15 protein-coding genes are annotated in these 13,368 nt (G+C 68.2%); 11 read left to right on the top strand and 4 right to left on the bottom strand.

The window, feature by feature from the left end:
- Positions 1-22: 22 nt before the first annotated feature.
- The 5 genes from OG439_RS38530 (at position 23) to OG439_RS38510 (ending at position 4,420) form a co-directional block, all read left to right on the top strand.
- A complete protein-coding gene (locus OG439_RS38530) occupies positions 23-433 on the top strand; it encodes a DoxX family protein (RefSeq protein ID WP_326945451.1) in 411 nt (136 codons plus the stop codon).
- 95 nt (positions 434-528) lie between these two features.
- Positions 529-1,155 carry a hypothetical protein gene (locus OG439_RS38525; protein ID WP_326945450.1) on the top strand — a complete coding sequence of 209 codons (627 nt, stop codon included), beginning with the start codon at positions 529-531 and terminating at the stop codon, positions 1,153-1,155.
- Between the two features lies 1 nt (position 1,156).
- Positions 1,157-1,795 carry a pyridoxine/pyridoxamine 5'-phosphate oxidase gene (locus OG439_RS38520; protein ID WP_326945449.1) on the top strand — a complete coding sequence of 213 codons (639 nt, stop codon included), beginning with the start codon at positions 1,157-1,159 and terminating at the stop codon, positions 1,793-1,795.
- Between the two features lie 52 nt (positions 1,796-1,847).
- The gene (locus OG439_RS38515) at positions 1,848-2,975 is read left to right on the top strand and encodes an SMP-30/gluconolactonase/LRE family protein (protein ID WP_326945448.1); all 1,128 of its coding nucleotides are present in this window, start codon (positions 1,848-1,850) and stop codon (positions 2,973-2,975) included.
- 53 nt (positions 2,976-3,028) lie between these two features.
- On the top strand, positions 3,029-4,420 hold the full coding sequence (locus OG439_RS38510; RefSeq protein WP_326945447.1) for an alpha/beta fold hydrolase: 1,392 nt from the start codon (positions 3,029-3,031) through the stop codon (positions 4,418-4,420).
- 232 nt (positions 4,421-4,652) lie between these two features.
- On the opposite strand, the gene OG439_RS38505 is transcribed toward OG439_RS38510, so the two are convergent.
- The 4 genes from OG439_RS38505 to OG439_RS38490 all read right to left on the bottom strand — a co-directional run bounded on the left by OG439_RS38505 (position 4,653) and on the right by OG439_RS38490 (position 8,036).
- Positions 4,653-5,147, bottom strand: coding sequence for a Pycsar system effector family protein (locus tag OG439_RS38505; RefSeq protein ID WP_326945446.1), 495 nt, complete (start codon positions 5,145-5,147; stop codon positions 4,653-4,655).
- Complete coding sequence (locus OG439_RS38500; RefSeq protein WP_326945445.1) at positions 5,144-5,749, bottom strand: adenylate/guanylate cyclase domain-containing protein; 606 nt, start codon at positions 5,747-5,749, stop codon at positions 5,144-5,146. The genes OG439_RS38505 and OG439_RS38500 overlap by 4 nt, the downstream gene beginning before the upstream one ends.
- A gap of 232 nt (positions 5,750-5,981) precedes the next feature.
- Positions 5,982-7,466, bottom strand: coding sequence for a helix-turn-helix domain-containing protein (locus OG439_RS38495; RefSeq protein ID WP_326945444.1), 1,485 nt, complete (start codon positions 7,464-7,466; stop codon positions 5,982-5,984).
- 222 nt (positions 7,467-7,688) lie between these two features.
- Complete coding sequence (locus tag OG439_RS38490) at positions 7,689-8,036, bottom strand: GntR family transcriptional regulator (protein WP_326945443.1); 348 nt, start codon at positions 8,034-8,036, stop codon at positions 7,689-7,691.
- A 181-nt stretch (positions 8,037-8,217) separates the two neighbouring features.
- Here OG439_RS38490 and OG439_RS38485 point away from each other — a divergent pair, with 181 nt between their 5' ends.
- The 6 genes from OG439_RS38485 (at position 8,218) to OG439_RS38460 (ending at position 12,429) form a co-directional block, all read left to right on the top strand.
- On the top strand, positions 8,218-8,478 hold the full coding sequence (locus OG439_RS38485; protein WP_326945442.1) for a helix-turn-helix transcriptional regulator: 261 nt from the start codon (positions 8,218-8,220) through the stop codon (positions 8,476-8,478).
- Positions 8,479-8,480: 2 nt separating this feature from the next.
- Positions 8,481-8,888 carry a hypothetical protein gene (locus OG439_RS38480; RefSeq protein ID WP_326945441.1) on the top strand — a complete coding sequence of 136 codons (408 nt, stop codon included), beginning with the start codon at positions 8,481-8,483 and terminating at the stop codon, positions 8,886-8,888.
- Entirely contained in the window at positions 8,888-9,265 is a 378-nt protein-coding gene (locus OG439_RS38475; RefSeq protein ID WP_326945440.1) for a hypothetical protein, read from the top strand. The genes OG439_RS38480 and OG439_RS38475 overlap by 1 nt, the downstream gene beginning before the upstream one ends.
- Before the next feature lie 400 nt (positions 9,266-9,665).
- Positions 9,666-9,806, top strand: a complete 141-nt coding sequence (locus tag OG439_RS38470; RefSeq protein ID WP_326945439.1) for a hypothetical protein — start codon at positions 9,666-9,668, stop codon at positions 9,804-9,806.
- Positions 9,807-10,030: 224 nt separating this feature from the next.
- A complete protein-coding gene (locus tag OG439_RS38465) occupies positions 10,031-11,488 on the top strand; it encodes a DUF3987 domain-containing protein (protein WP_326945438.1) in 1,458 nt (485 codons plus the stop codon).
- A 719-nt stretch (positions 11,489-12,207) separates the two neighbouring features.
- On the top strand, positions 12,208-12,429 hold the full coding sequence (locus OG439_RS38460) for a hypothetical protein (RefSeq protein ID WP_326945437.1): 222 nt from the start codon (positions 12,208-12,210) through the stop codon (positions 12,427-12,429).
- Positions 12,430-13,368 lie beyond the last annotated feature (939 nt).

Below are 13,368 nucleotides of genomic sequence, written 5' to 3'. Positions count from 1 at the left end.
AGCCAGCCTGGGAGACGACGAAATGAAGCTGTTCGACAAGGGTCGAGACCACGTGATGGCGCTCTTCCGCATTGTGTTCGGTTTTCTGTTCCTGTGCCACGGCGCTTCACGGCTTTTCGGCCTCTTCGGGGCCAAAGCGGCGGAATTCGGGTCCTGGCCGACGTGGTGGGCCTCGCTGATCCAGGTGGCGGGCGGGGTGCTGGTGACGATCGGGGTCGCCACCCGGCCCGCCGCGGTGCTCTGCTCCGGCTCGATGGCGTTCGCGTACTTCACCGTGCACCAGAGCGGCGGCCTGCTGCCGGTCGAGAACGGCGGCGAAGCGGCCGTGCTGTTCTGCTGGGGCTTCCTGGTCATCGCGTTCGCCGACCGCGGCCTCTGGTCGGTCGCGGGCGCGTTCCGCCGGGCCCCCGCCCAGCTGGAACCCGCAGCTTGACGCGACCGGCCTGACGGCGTCGGCACCGCCCGGCATGGGAGCATGACCGGGCGGTGTCCGGCCGTGTCCGTCTTCGGCGAGGGAGGTCTCCCCGCGTGCTCACCTCCGAGCAGTACCTCGGTGCGGTGGCCGAGCGCATCCAGCGCTCCGGTGGCCGGCTGAACTCCGTGCAGTTCGGGCCCGCGGTCGCCGTGGTCGGCCTGTTCACCGAGTCGGTGATGCTCTCGACGATGAACTACTGCGTGGTCGCCTGCGCCGTCCCGGAGGTCACCGCCGCCGCGCTGTACGACTTCACCAGCCGCGCGACCCAGCACGCCCGCGCGAACGTCATGGGCACCGTCGGCTGGACGGCGGCTTCGGTCGTCATCGCCGGGCTGATCGGCCAGCGCGTCTACCCGGACGCCGCGCAGGCCGCGTCGGCGAAGTCGGGCAACCAGTTCGGCGGCGAGACGCGGATGGTCGCCGTCGACGTCTCGGCCGGGCAGATGTACGCGTTCGTGGGCGGGAAGTTCTGGGGCGCCGCGGTGCAGGGCTCGGTCAACGCGAAGCTGACGTACTGCTTCCCGCAGCCCGCCGAGGTCTACCAGCAGGTGCAGTGGCAAGCGCAGCAACAACAACAGCAGCAGCTGCCGCCCGTGCAGCCGGGTCAGCTGCCGCCGCCGGGCTGGCAGCAGCAACAGCCGCACCAGCCGCCGCAGCACCAGCCCCCGTACGGTTACTGACATGGTCGCGTTGCGCGGATGGCCGTCGTTCCCCGAAGAGCTCCCGGCGTTCACGCCGGAAACGGCGTCGCCGGAGCCCCAGGAGCTGTTCCTGGAGTGGCTGACCGAAGCCGGTGAGCACGTACTGGCGCCGCACGCCGTCACACTGTCCACTGTGGACGCCGACGGCGCGCCGGACGCCCGCGTGGTGATCCTCAAGGACGTCGGCCCCGGCGGCTGGGCGGTCGCCACCAGCTCGGAAAGCCCGAAAGGCCTGCAGCTGCGCAAGGATCCGCGCGCGGCGCTGACGTTCTTCTGGCCCGGCCGCGGCCGGCAGGTGCGGCTGCGCGGGCCGGTCTCCCCCGCCGCACCCGAGGTGTCCGCCGAGGACTTCCTGGCGCGGCCGCCGGCGTCGCGCGTCGAGGCGTTCATCGGGCACCAGTCGCAGGTGCTGCGCCACCCGGCCGAACTCGACACAGCGGCCGCGGAAGCCGAGCGTTGGGTGGCAGAAAACCCCGGCGTCGCCCCGGAAACCTGGACGCGCTACCTCGTCGACCCGGACGAAGTCGAGTTCTGGCAAGCGAGCCACGACCGCCGGCACGTGCGGTTGCGGTACCGGAAGGCCGACGGCGAATGGGTCCGCGAACGCCTCTGGCCTTGACGCACCGGGGGCGGCGCGGGTAGGCAGGAAATCCGACAAAACGGAGGCCCTGATGCGCCGAACCGTCGTCCTTGCCGCCACCGCCGCGTTGTCCGCCGGGCTGTTGTCCGGCGCGTCCGCCGGTGAAGTGCCCTCATCGCAGCGTCCCGCCGTCTTCGAGACGGTGTTCGCGTCGCCGCTCGGCCTCGAAGGCCTCACCACCGACGGCCGCGGAAACCTCTACACACCCGCGCGCGGCGCCGATCCCTGCCCGGTCTACCGCGTCGCGGCCACCGGCGGCCCGGCCGCGGTCGTCGGCACGATCCCCGCGCCGTGCGGCCCGGCCGGGCTGACCTTCGACCGCCGCGGGCGGCTGTACGTCGCGAACGCCGACACCGTCGTGTCGTTCGTGCCGGACGCCGCGAACCCGCCGGCCGCGACGGTGTTCGCCCGCGGTGTCCCCGGCGCGAACGGCCTGGCGTTCGACCGGGCCGGCGCGCTGTGGATCTCCGACGGCGGCACCGGCCAGGGCCGCGTGTGGCGGGCGGGCAGCGACGGCGTCGCCGCGGAGATGTTCCGCGTCCAGCCGCTGGTCAGCGACGTCATCGCGGGTGGCGTCGGCCGGGACGTGCGCGGCTTGCTGCCCGGCACCGTGACGATCACGCCGACCGGCCGGACCGCCGCGGACACCGCCGGCTCGCAGCACATCGTCGCGAACGGCCTGGCGTTCACCGAGGACGGCACGCTCCTGGTCGCGGACACCGCGCGCGGCGCGCTCTGGCGCGTCCCGATGGACCGCGCGGGCCGGCCGCGCGCGGCGACCGGCTGCGACGCCGCGTTCCCCGCGAACACGCTCTGCCTGGACGACCTCGACGTCCAGCACCCGTACCTCGAGGGCGCCGACGGGATCGTCCTCGACCGCGCGGGCAACGTCTGGACGGCGGCGAACGAGCGCAACGCGATCGTGCTGGCCCGGCGCGACGGCCGTGTCGTCGAGTACTTCCGCAACCCGGCCGACGCGGCGACGAAGCTGCGCAACGGCGGGCCGCTGGAGTTCCCGACCAGCCCGGTGCTGCTGCCGGACGGCCGCTTGTGCGTCACCCAGTCCGACGGCAACCGGCGGGACAACTCGCCGAACACGGCGGGCGAGGCCGGCCCCGGGAAAGCCGCGCTGGCGAAGGTTTCCTGCGTCAGCCGGTGAGACGGTCCGTTCGGGGGTTTACGGCGCCGGGGCCGGTGGGGCCATGATGGATCATGCGTTCGAAACTGCTGACCGCCGGGCTGGTCCTGGCGCTGACCGCCGCACTCGGGGGTGTGGCCGCGGCCGACACGCGTCCCGGGGGACGACCGACGCTGACGGACTCGCACCCGTGCCCGGGCCAACCGGGCTTCACGTGCTCGACCCTGACCGTCCCGCTCGACCACACCGGCCGCGTCCCGGGCACGCTGAAGCTGCCGATCGCGGCCGCGGACAACGTCGACGCGCCGAAGGGCGTGCTCCTGTTCCTCACCGGCGGCCCCGGCCAGGGCGGCGTCGGCACCATCACGCGGATCGCCACCCAGCGGCTGCCGGAGGTCGCGAAGGACTACCGGTTCGTCATGCTGGACCAGCGCGGCACCGGCCCGTCGGGGGCGCTCCTGTGCCCGGGCCTGCAGGCGCAGATGGGCAGTTCGGACATCGCGACGCCGACGCCGGACGCCGTCACCGAATGCGCCCGCATCCTCGGTGACACGGCACCGCTCTACTCGACGGACCAGACGGTCGCCGACTTCGACCAGCTGCGGCAGGCGCTGAACGTGCCGAAAATGGTCGTCGACGGCGTCTCGTACGGCTCCTTCACGGCGGCGCGGTACGCGATCGCGCACCCGGGCAACGTCAGCAAGGTCGTGCTGGACTCGGTGTTGCCGCACCACGCGACGGCGTCGGCCTCGCTGTACCTGACCGGCCTCCAGGCCGAGGCCCGTGTCCTGCGGCTGGCCTGCGCGACACCCCCGGCGTGCGGCTACGACCCGGCCGAGGACCTCGCGTGGGTGGTCCGCCACCGGAGCACAGCGGACGGCGTGAAGATCTTCGACACGATCGTCTCGTACGAGTTCAGCGACCCGTCGTACCGAAACCCGGCGGCTGGCGACATCATCGGCGCCCTCCACCAGGCCCGCAGCGGTTCGAGCGGGCAGCTGGACAACCTGCTGGAGGCGTACAAGTCGGGCGGCGACAACCCGGCGTCGTTCAGCGCGGGCCTCCACGCGGCAACGCTGTGCGCCGACCAGCGCTTCCCCTGGGGCTCGGCGGCGACGCCGGTCTCCTTGCGCCAGCCCCTGCTTTCGCTGACGGCGCGGGCGTTGCCACCGCAGGCGACGTGGCCGTACACCACGGCGGTGGCGACGCAGCAGGGGTTCATCCAGAGCTGCCTGCCGTGGCCGGCCGAACGTCCGGGCTCGAACCCGTCGTCAAGGCTGCCGAACGTCCCGATCCTGCTGCTGAACGGCGACCACGACCTGTCGACGCCGCTGGAGTGGGCGAAGGAGGAGGCTCGCCAGGCACCGCGGGGGAAGCTGGTGGTGGTCCCGGGAGCATCGCACTCGATCCAGAACCGCGAGCTGGGCCACGCGGGCCGCGACGCGGTGATCGCCTTCCTCGGCTGAACGACCTCAGGGCCAGGTCAACGGATGACCTGGCCCTGAGGGGTTGTGGAGCTGAGGGGAATCGAACCCCTGACCCCCGCCTTGCAAATGTCCGTCCGCAGATTCCGGCCGACCTGCTAAGGTCGCGCGACCCGTCGACCTGCGATTTTAGGACAACATTCCCCGTGAGTCCCCCACTTGCCCCTTCTGATCGGGCACGCCAAGGGCACGGCGGCAAGCCCTGTTAGCTGCGCTACGCCAGCCAGTAGCTCACCACAACGCAAGTTGCACCCACCACGGCGAGCACCATCGAGAGCTGAACCCGCCGATGCTTCTGCCAGGCAATTTTGCTCATCGTGACGATCTGGCGGGTCAGCATGGGGAGAAGGTCCAGGTCCCGTAGTCCGCTCGCTAAATCAACCGCGTCCCACTCCTTCAGGTGGCCAAAGTAGATGAAATTTCTACCGGCCTCTTCACGAACCTTGGCACGCCTGATCCGAGGAGTAACGACGGTTATTGCCGAGAGAATAGCAATTGCCAGAAAAGCAAAACCGAGGTCGCGAAATATCTCCGCCAGCCCGATTAGTCTACTTAATCCCCTACCGTCAGCAGAAATAGAAATAATCCCAGCCACAGCTGCCGACTCTACGGCAACACAAAAGGAAGCCTTCGCGTCAACCTTACCAGTCCAGTCAACTACCGCCGCGTGGATCTTCCAGGCCGTTTCAATCGGGTCGTGATCAGTCATAGGTTCCAGGTCCACGCCGATTTATAAACTGTCATCTTTTCTCCGCCAACTTCACGGCTTACCGATGTCCACATATTCGTCTTATCCGACATCTTGGACGAGTCCAGCATGTTCTTGTATACACTTTCAGTAATGTATGAGTGAAATTCACCGTTTCGCACATCGCTAAGCTTAGCTGCAACATTCGGCGCTCGACCGATCGATACGAGGTCGTTGCTGCCACGCACACCACCTCGAACGAGCATGGTTTTACCCCCCGCCACACCCACACAGTGACTAACAACGAATCCACTTTCTCGAATCGTGGAGAACCTGGCAGTCACAGCCGGACGTATGACCTTTTTTACAGCGTAATTGATCTGGAGTGCACACTTAGCTGCATTCGAGTTCTTCGTATCGCCCACGAAGATTGCCATGACGCGATCCCCGTCAAAGCTAGTAATAGTTCCACCGCGAGCACGGATTACACGGCAGGATGCATCCAGGAAGGACCTGATTACTTTTGCCGCAACCTTCACGTTAAAGTCACGCGCCAACCTTGTCGAATCCGCGAGGTCAGCATACAGGTAAACAGCATCAAGAAGAACGGCACCGTTCTTCAATGCAATATTATCGGTCCCAGGTACAACGGTTCCATTCCTGGTGTTCCAGTCCGAGTTGACTACCGTCCGAACTGCTGCCTCGATCTCGCTAGCTAAACTCACCAACTACCCCTCTCCATTTACACCACGAGGCCCGTCGTCGAATCTCGCGCGACCGAGTGAGGCGTACCGACCGCTACTAGCCGAGTAGCGACCGTAGAGACAGTTTGCGCGAGGCCGGCGAGACTACAGCTCAATCGCGACCGCCCAGCAGCTTATCTCGAAATCGCCACGCACGATCGAGGATGCACGCTCCCGGTGACGCCATCGGCTCGTCAGTCAGTAGCCGTCGCACCGTCTCCTCCGTGAACGGCAGCCCGTCCGTGACCTTCGTCGAGTCGGCCGCCGAAACCAGGGAGCCTTCGGCGTTGATGCTGACGGCGTCACCGAACAGCCGATCGAACACGTCGTCATCGAACACGACAACCGTCAGGATCGTGGCCGTCAAGGTGAGCGTGTCGAGCCCAACGCCCAGGCAATACGGGGCAACTTTCCCCGCCGCACGAGCCTTTTCCAGCTCTTTGTAGAACTCCCAGTTTTCGTAGTCGAGGGGTTCGGCTTGACTACCGTCGCGCTCCGGCTCCCCGAGGACTTCCTCGGAGTATTCTCGCACCATGTTGCGCCATAAATTGAAGTCGTTTTCTCGGTCATGCGTGGCAACGGTGGATGGCTGGAATTCGCCAGCCGGAATCAAACCGTAGATTCCCGCAGCAGTAGCCACCTTTTCCGGGTCGCGCCAATGCAAAAGGAATGTCGCGTCCCCGGTTTTAGTTTCACGCCGCAACGTAAGCGTCTCAATCGCGGGAATAAGTGCGCGACGGTGGAGATGGAACGGATCACCGATAAGGCTCCGGAGAGGCAGTTCCTCCCACTTCGCTTCAGCCTTTCGCCCCTGCGCCGACGGAGCAACCGCCAACTCGTGCGCGATGGCTTCGGAGAGATCGAGTTTGTCGAAGTAGGTGGCAAGCCCGAAGGTCATCGATCCCTTGGACTCGGTCAAATCGACGTCGAGCAGTCGATAGCTCGAACGGTTCTCGAAGAGCTTCGGAGGATCCAGGTAGCGAATGGCTGTCGTGTACCGGTCGAATCGGCGGCCGGCCGCGCGAAGGGGCAGCACCGGATCCGCCTCAGGCTCGGACCCGGTCACGGCCATGGCCTCGACGGAATCGGACCATTTGAGTTCGATGTTCTCAAGCGGCACCGGACCCGACGTAATCCAACGACTTTGCGCAATGAACGGAACCTTGCCAATTCGCGCTTCAGTCCGATACAGCTCCGACGCCGCTCGCGCCAGATCACCACGTCTGCGATTCAAATCGCGACGTGAACGCATCCATTCAGCCTGGCTCACCTGGACCGGGTCCACGTGCCCAACGAGCACCGAATTTTCAGGAGCCGAAACAGGCTGCAGGAGCGCGTTCGATATCCCCAAACGGCTCGGTGCAACGTCGAGCGTCGTAGCGATTCGCAACAGGACGTCAAGGTCTCGAACCTGGCGCTGCTCGTTCTCGATTTTCGAGACGTACGACTGGTCAAGGTTCAGCATCTGCGCCAAGTCGGCCTGGCTCATCTTTTTCGAGGCTCGGTACTCGCGCAAGACCTCAGCGAGCAGACCGGTGTTCAGCTCCATCTCCGCCGTTGCGCGCGAGGACAGCCAGGACTGTTGGTCTGTCTGCACTAGGTGCCACACCCTTTCGCAAGAGTTCTCCGGCCTGCGATTTTCGCGGCCGGCTGCTGAGTTGTACCCGCTCCGACCTGGCCCTATGCCAGGCGGTCATACGGGGCGCGCAATAGGACTAGCGGACCTTGGACGCACGCGCCCCGGCCGGGCGATCGTGAAGGGACAACAGCGATCACGGACGCCAGAGCCACCACCGGGTCCAGGGCCAAGACGGGAGACCTAGCCATGACTGCGCAACTGCTGCTCGACCACCGCGAGGCGTTCGCTCAGCTTCGCGATCTGCGTAAAGGCGTCCGCCAGCGTCGCGGCGGCTTCCGCTTGAGACTCCGCGGTCCGCTGCCGAACGTAGGTGCCCATCCCTTGCTTGGGCACGATCAGCTTCGCGTCCTGAAGCAGCGCATAGGCGCGCTTGACGGTGCCGACCGACACGCCGAACTCGTCGGCAACCTCCTGATGTGGCGGCAACTTGAGCCCCACTGCGTACGTGCCGTCCTCGATGCGATCCCGGATGGTGTCGGCCACCAACTGGTAGGACGCGCGAGGGTCGTCCGGATCGAATTTCTCCACGTCGAACAGCCTACGCGGTCAGCCAAGCTAGGCCATTCAGGTGATAACAGCTATGTCTGACTTGCCTAGGTATTCTGTTCTCCGTAGCGTCTCTGGTGTCGCACAGAGCGCACACAACGCAAGCGGCCCCGGCGGTGCTGGAACACCGGCCGGGGCCTACATCGAAACCTTGGGAGCCACGATGCGAGTTGAGGATAACGCCATCTTTCGCGTGAAGGCGCTGGCGGAACTGCTGGACGTCTCGCGCTCCACCGTCTACCGGGCCATCACCTCCGGCGAGCTGGACGCACTGAAGATCGGCACCGGCAAGGGCGCCGTGCGCATCCCGGGCCACTCCGTGAACGTCTGGCTCGACGCCTGCGCGGAACGCGGCTACGCGGACTTCGTGGAAGGCGGCCAGTCCCCGGAATCGGCCGACGACGAGACGGCGGAGGTGGCCTGATCATGACTTCTACACTCCCCACCACCTTGGCCAAGGTCAACGGCCACCGCGTCGAGTTCGCCCCGGCCCACCGCGAAGGCAACCAGTCCTGCGTCGTCACCACCATCACCATGGGCGTGCCGCTGTCCTTTGAGGACATCACGGCGGTGCTGATGTACGTCACCGACGGGTCCAGCCGCGAGGATTTGATCGACTGGCTCGCCGACCCGGCGCTGGTCCGGCGGACCGTGATCGAGTCCGCGTGGGCCATGGGCGGCTTCGCCATCGAGCAGGAACGCCTGAAGCTGGCCGGGATCGAGTCGGGCACCTGGGACAGCGAACGCCTTGACCTGGCCTGGACCTGCTCGGTTCGCGTGTTCGCCACGGACACCGACGTCCCGGCCCCGCGGCTGTCGCCGGAGATCGCGTGATGACCGCGCCCGGGTTCACCACCACCTCCGGCGTGGCGCTGGCCCCGGCCCCGCCGGAGCCCGGGCCCGACGGCACGCCCGTGACCCGGGTGGGGCTGTGGGCGGTCGACACCGGGCGCGGGCCGGTCGCCCTGGCCGCCGACGAGGTGGCGTTGGCCATCGCTCACGGCGGCCACGAGCCCAGCCAGTACACGCTGCTGGTGGACGAGTCCGCCCGCCAGGCGCTGGCCGGCCTGGCGACGCTGGGCCGGACGCAGCTGCGCGCACTCGCCGCCCGCCATCGCCACGGCGACAGCGACGTCTGGCCCGGCCACTCCCAGCGTTCGGCGCAGCGGTGCGCGGCCAAGGTCTGCAAGACCGCTCACCGCGACCGCTGAATCTGCTCGGTTCCTGTCGGGGGCGGGTGAGCCGAGTTAGCTGGAACCCGGCCCCCGCCAGGACCGCGAAAACGGGGGTTTTCGGGGCCTTCTAGAGGCCGCCTCACCCGCCTCACCCGAACTCACTTCCGCAGGCCAGGCCCCTGAAACGGCAACTCACCCGCAAGTGCGTTAACTCACCCGGTTTCAGCCGAACTCACCCACAAACTCACCCGACTCTCCGGCAAAACGGACACCCCCCGGCCCGCGTGGGCAGCCTCGCAGGCTCGCCCGGCCACCCTCACCGTTCTACCGCTCGAAAGGACTTCCGATGACCAAGCGTCACCGCGCCCGGCAGGCCCGCCCCAGCGGCGAGGCCCCCGGGACTCCGGCCGGCCAGCCGGTCGAGCTAACTGTCAACGTGCTCACCGACGGGCTGGGCCGCTTCTACGTCCCGGTGTTCCTCGCCCGCCCCGACGGCACCGCGGAACTGGTCGGCGTGGACGTCTACGACGAACTCGAAGCCGCCGTCCGCGACGGCGGAGCCACCCCCGACGCCTGACCGAGGGACAGACCACCGGGCCGCGTTTGCGCCCCGCTGTGTGCGAGTGCGCCCCCTTGTGTGCCTTACCCGTGCCCCCGCGTCGACGGCACGCTCGACACCAGCACGCCACCCCGCGAGGTGGCCCGATCCACCCGCACGACCCGCCGTGAGTCCAGGGCCGTGACCAGCACCAGTCCACACCCCCAGCCCTGGACCCGGGCAGCACAATCGGAGGTTCACCAGTGACCCAGCCAGACGCCTTCGGGCGACACCTGCGGGCCGTCACCACCACCCCCGGCGACACCGTTCACGAACCGTCCCCCGACCCGGTCCAGTCCGACCCGACCGGGCACGGTCCGGACCGGTCCGCACCCGCCGGGACCGGCGACGATGCGGCAGCGGAGGCGTTCACCGTCGCGGAGATCGGCCGGGCTCGCGCCGCGCTCCCGGCCATCGACCCGGCCGTGTTCGACTGCTACCTCGGCGGCCTGGTCGAGTCCGTCGCCGACTACACCGAGGGCGACCCCGTGAACGTCCTCGCCTCGCTGCTGTGCTTCGCCGGAGTCCACCTCGGGCAGGGTCCCCACGTGCGGGCCGGAGACGACCTGCACCCGCTGCTGGTCTGGCCACTGGTGATCGGACGGACCAACTCCGGCCGCAAGGGCGCCGGGTGGTCCAGCGCCCGGCGGCTGGCCGTCGCGGCAGCCCCGGACTTCATGGTCACCAACCAGCGGTCCGGACTCACCTCCGGCGAGGGCCTGGCCAACCTGTTCACCGACACCCCCGAGGAGTCCACAGAGAACGACGACCCGGCCGCGCGCGGCAAGCGCCGCGCAGGTGGCCGGCTGCCACCGGGAGATCGGCGGCTGCTGGTGGTCGAGCCCGAATGGGCCGGGGTGATGGAGCGGATGCGCCGCGAGGGCAACAGCCTGTCGGCGACGCTGCGAGCCGGGTGGGAGGGCGGTGATCTGTCCACATTGGCCGTGACCGCCCGGGTGGCGCCGGAGTCGCACGTGGGCATCCTCGGGCACATCACGCCGGAGGAGTTCCGCGCGAAGGTCAGCGCGTCGGACCTCGCGGGCGGGACGTACAACCGGTTCCTGCCGGTCATGGTGTCGCGCGCCCGATTCCTGCCCGGCGGGCAGGGCGCCCCGGACATGCTCGTGAAGGGCATCGGGGCGGAGCTGGCCGAACGGCTGGACCAGGGCGGCCAGCTGGGAGCGATCGGGTTCACCGCCGCGGGCAACGAGCTGTGGCGGCGGCTCTACGTTGAGTTCGGCACCGACACCGGTGACGTCCCGGCGGTCGAGCAATTCATCTCCCGCGCCGCGCCCTACTGCCTGCGCATCGCGGCGATCCACACCGCGTTGGACGGCGCCACGGCGATCGACACCCGCCACCTACTCTCCGCCGCCGCGCTGGTCCGGTACTCGATCGCGTCGGCCCGCACCGCGCTGAGCAACGACCAGGCCGCCGCGAAGCTGCTCCGTTGGATCGCCGACGCCGGAGCCGCCGGGCGGAGCCGGGACGAGATCCGGGAAGGCTTCTGCCACAAGCACAAACGCGCCAACGACGACGCGCGCCGCAACCTGGTCACGCTGGTCGAGGCCGGACGGCTGGTCGTCGGGAAGCGCCCGGCCGCCGGGAAGGGGCGCCCCACCGAGGTCTACACCGCCGTCCAAGTCCCGCGTGACGGCTGACCCCTGCGCGGTAAGCGCGGTAGCGCGGTAAGTCGCTGACCAGCGGAAACACTGGCGCGGTTTCCGACTTACCGCGCACGGTGCGCGGTAAGTCGCGCTCGCCCTGCCGCATAACCGCAGGTCAGGCAATTACCGCGCTACCGCGCTTACCGCGCACACCCCAATACCGCGCACCGCCACCGCTCCCTCGCGAAGGGGAGCACCACCCACCCGTCCCGACACCGCGAAAACCCTCGAAACCGGGGGGTCGCAGGAAGCTGTTCCCCTCGCTCCCCTCTTCCCCTACCGCACCGAAACCTCAGGTCGGGCTAGGGGAGGCGGGAGGGGAGCCGGCGAAGCAGATCCTTCCCCGGCGCGTCGGCTCCCCCGCCGGCTCCCTCCCGTTCCCCCCATCGCCCGCGCACCACCACCGACGGAGGATCGATGTCCGCGTTCGCAGCGCCCGACGCCCACCAGCGCGAGCACGCACAGCAACCGCGCAGGTTCGGGGTGCCGAGTGCCCGGATGAGTCGGCCCAGCCCGCGCCGACACCGGCGAAATGGGGGTCCCGGGGCGGCCAGTCGGGGCCGACTCATCCGGCTCATTCGCGGCAGACCGACTCATTCCCGCTGATTAAGCACCTGAACAGGCAGCTCATCCGCCGAATGAGACAGCTCATTTGCATTCGCACAACTCATCCGGCGACTCCATCCACAACTCATCCGCCCGGGAGACACCTCATGTCCGTGTTCGACGTCCTCGACTACTACGGACCGTGGCGACTGGCCGCGTTCGTCCTCGCCGTCGCGCTGTTCCTCACCCTGCACGTCGCGCGGCTCCCGCTCGTGGGCCTCGCGTGGCTGCTACACGCCGCGATGCGCGCCATCGACCACCAGCTGTCCACTCGCATCACCCCCGCCGGCCAGTCGCCCCGGCCCCGCACCGCCGGAGCCCCGACCTGATCTCAACACGCGGCGAATTACGGGCTGCGCGGGCCGCGCGCACCCGCGAAACCAGGCTCTCGAAGGCCTCTCCCGAACACCTCGCAAACCGTAATTCCTGTAACTTTCCGCAGGTCAGACGGGATTACGGGCCGCGGTAACCCCGAATTACAGCGGTAATCCGGCCGGCAGGTCCGTAATCCGGGCCGTAACTCGCCCGGGGCGCCCGGGTTAGGTCCCCGCACGTCGCCGCCGCCCCCCTGTTTGAGCCGCTTCCGGAGCCCCGACCTAACCCGCTCCTGCGACCTAACCCACCTAACCCACGCAGGTCAGAGCCGCATTCGGGCACCTAACCCGCCGGGTTACGGAACTAACCCGGCCAGCCCGACCTAACCCACGACCTAACCCGCCCGGCAGCACGCCGGACAGCCACAACAGGAAGGAGCTACGCCATGTTCAGCGCGTCGGCCGCCACCCGGATCACGTACTCGAGCGCGGCTCGCCTCCACCAGCTGGTCGCCCGCGCCCTCGACCGCCTCGACCGGTGCGAGGCCGCCCTCACCACCGCGGCGTGGGCCGCCGCGACCGGAGGGAGCCACGAGGGAATCGGCGAGGGAGCCGGCCGAACGGCAGGGAATTCTCCCTACCCGCCTCCCTCGCCCGATTCCCTACGGCTGAGCTGCGGAGATCACCCCAGCAGGGAGGCGAGGGAGCCTAGGGAATGAAGGGAATCCGGCCGCTCGACCCCCGGGATTCGCGGGGTTGGCGACCCTCGCCGCGGTTCCCTCCCTCGCCTCCCTGGTCTAGCCGCTCTAGACCGCAGAGGGTCTAGGTCTAGACCCCTCCCCTAGACCCCTCCGTACCCGCTGACCAGCCACCTAGGTACCTAGGCCCCTCGAACGGAGACACCCGTGAAACCGCCCCAGAGCCGCACTCAGCGCCACCGCCAGGGTCTAGGCC

Source organism: Amycolatopsis sp. NBC_01307, assembly GCF_035975215.1.
Lineage (GTDB): Bacteria > Actinomycetota > Actinomycetes > Mycobacteriales > Pseudonocardiaceae > Amycolatopsis.
Note: the sequence above shows the minus strand (reverse complement) of the source record. Positions and strands in the feature narration are given on the sequence as shown.

Bases quoted from the DNA above. Each gene is read 5' to 3' on its own strand.
- OG439_RS38475 (WP_326945440.1), top strand. From the start codon at position 8,888: ATGACCGCGCCCGGGTTCACCACCACCTCCGGCGTGGCGCTGGCCCCG.
- OG439_RS38510 (WP_326945447.1), top strand. From the start codon at position 3,029: ATGCGTTCGAAACTGCTGACCGCCGGGCTGGTCCTGGCGCTGACCGCC.
- OG439_RS38515 (WP_326945448.1), top strand. From the start codon at position 1,848: ATGCGCCGAACCGTCGTCCTTGCCGCCACCGCCGCGTTGTCCGCCGGG.
- OG439_RS38485 (WP_326945442.1), top strand. From the start codon at position 8,218: ATGCGAGTTGAGGATAACGCCATCTTTCGCGTGAAGGCGCTGGCGGAA.
- OG439_RS38460 (WP_326945437.1), top strand. From the start codon at position 12,208: ATGTCCGTGTTCGACGTCCTCGACTACTACGGACCGTGGCGACTGGCC.
- OG439_RS38480 (WP_326945441.1), top strand. From the start codon at position 8,481: ATGACTTCTACACTCCCCACCACCTTGGCCAAGGTCAACGGCCACCGC.
- OG439_RS38505 (WP_326945446.1), bottom strand. From the start codon at position 5,147: ATGACTGATCACGACCCGATTGAAACGGCCTGGAAGATCCACGCGGCG.
- OG439_RS38530 (WP_326945451.1), top strand. From the start codon at position 23: ATGAAGCTGTTCGACAAGGGTCGAGACCACGTGATGGCGCTCTTCCGC.
- OG439_RS38520 (WP_326945449.1), top strand. From the start codon at position 1,157: ATGGTCGCGTTGCGCGGATGGCCGTCGTTCCCCGAAGAGCTCCCGGCG.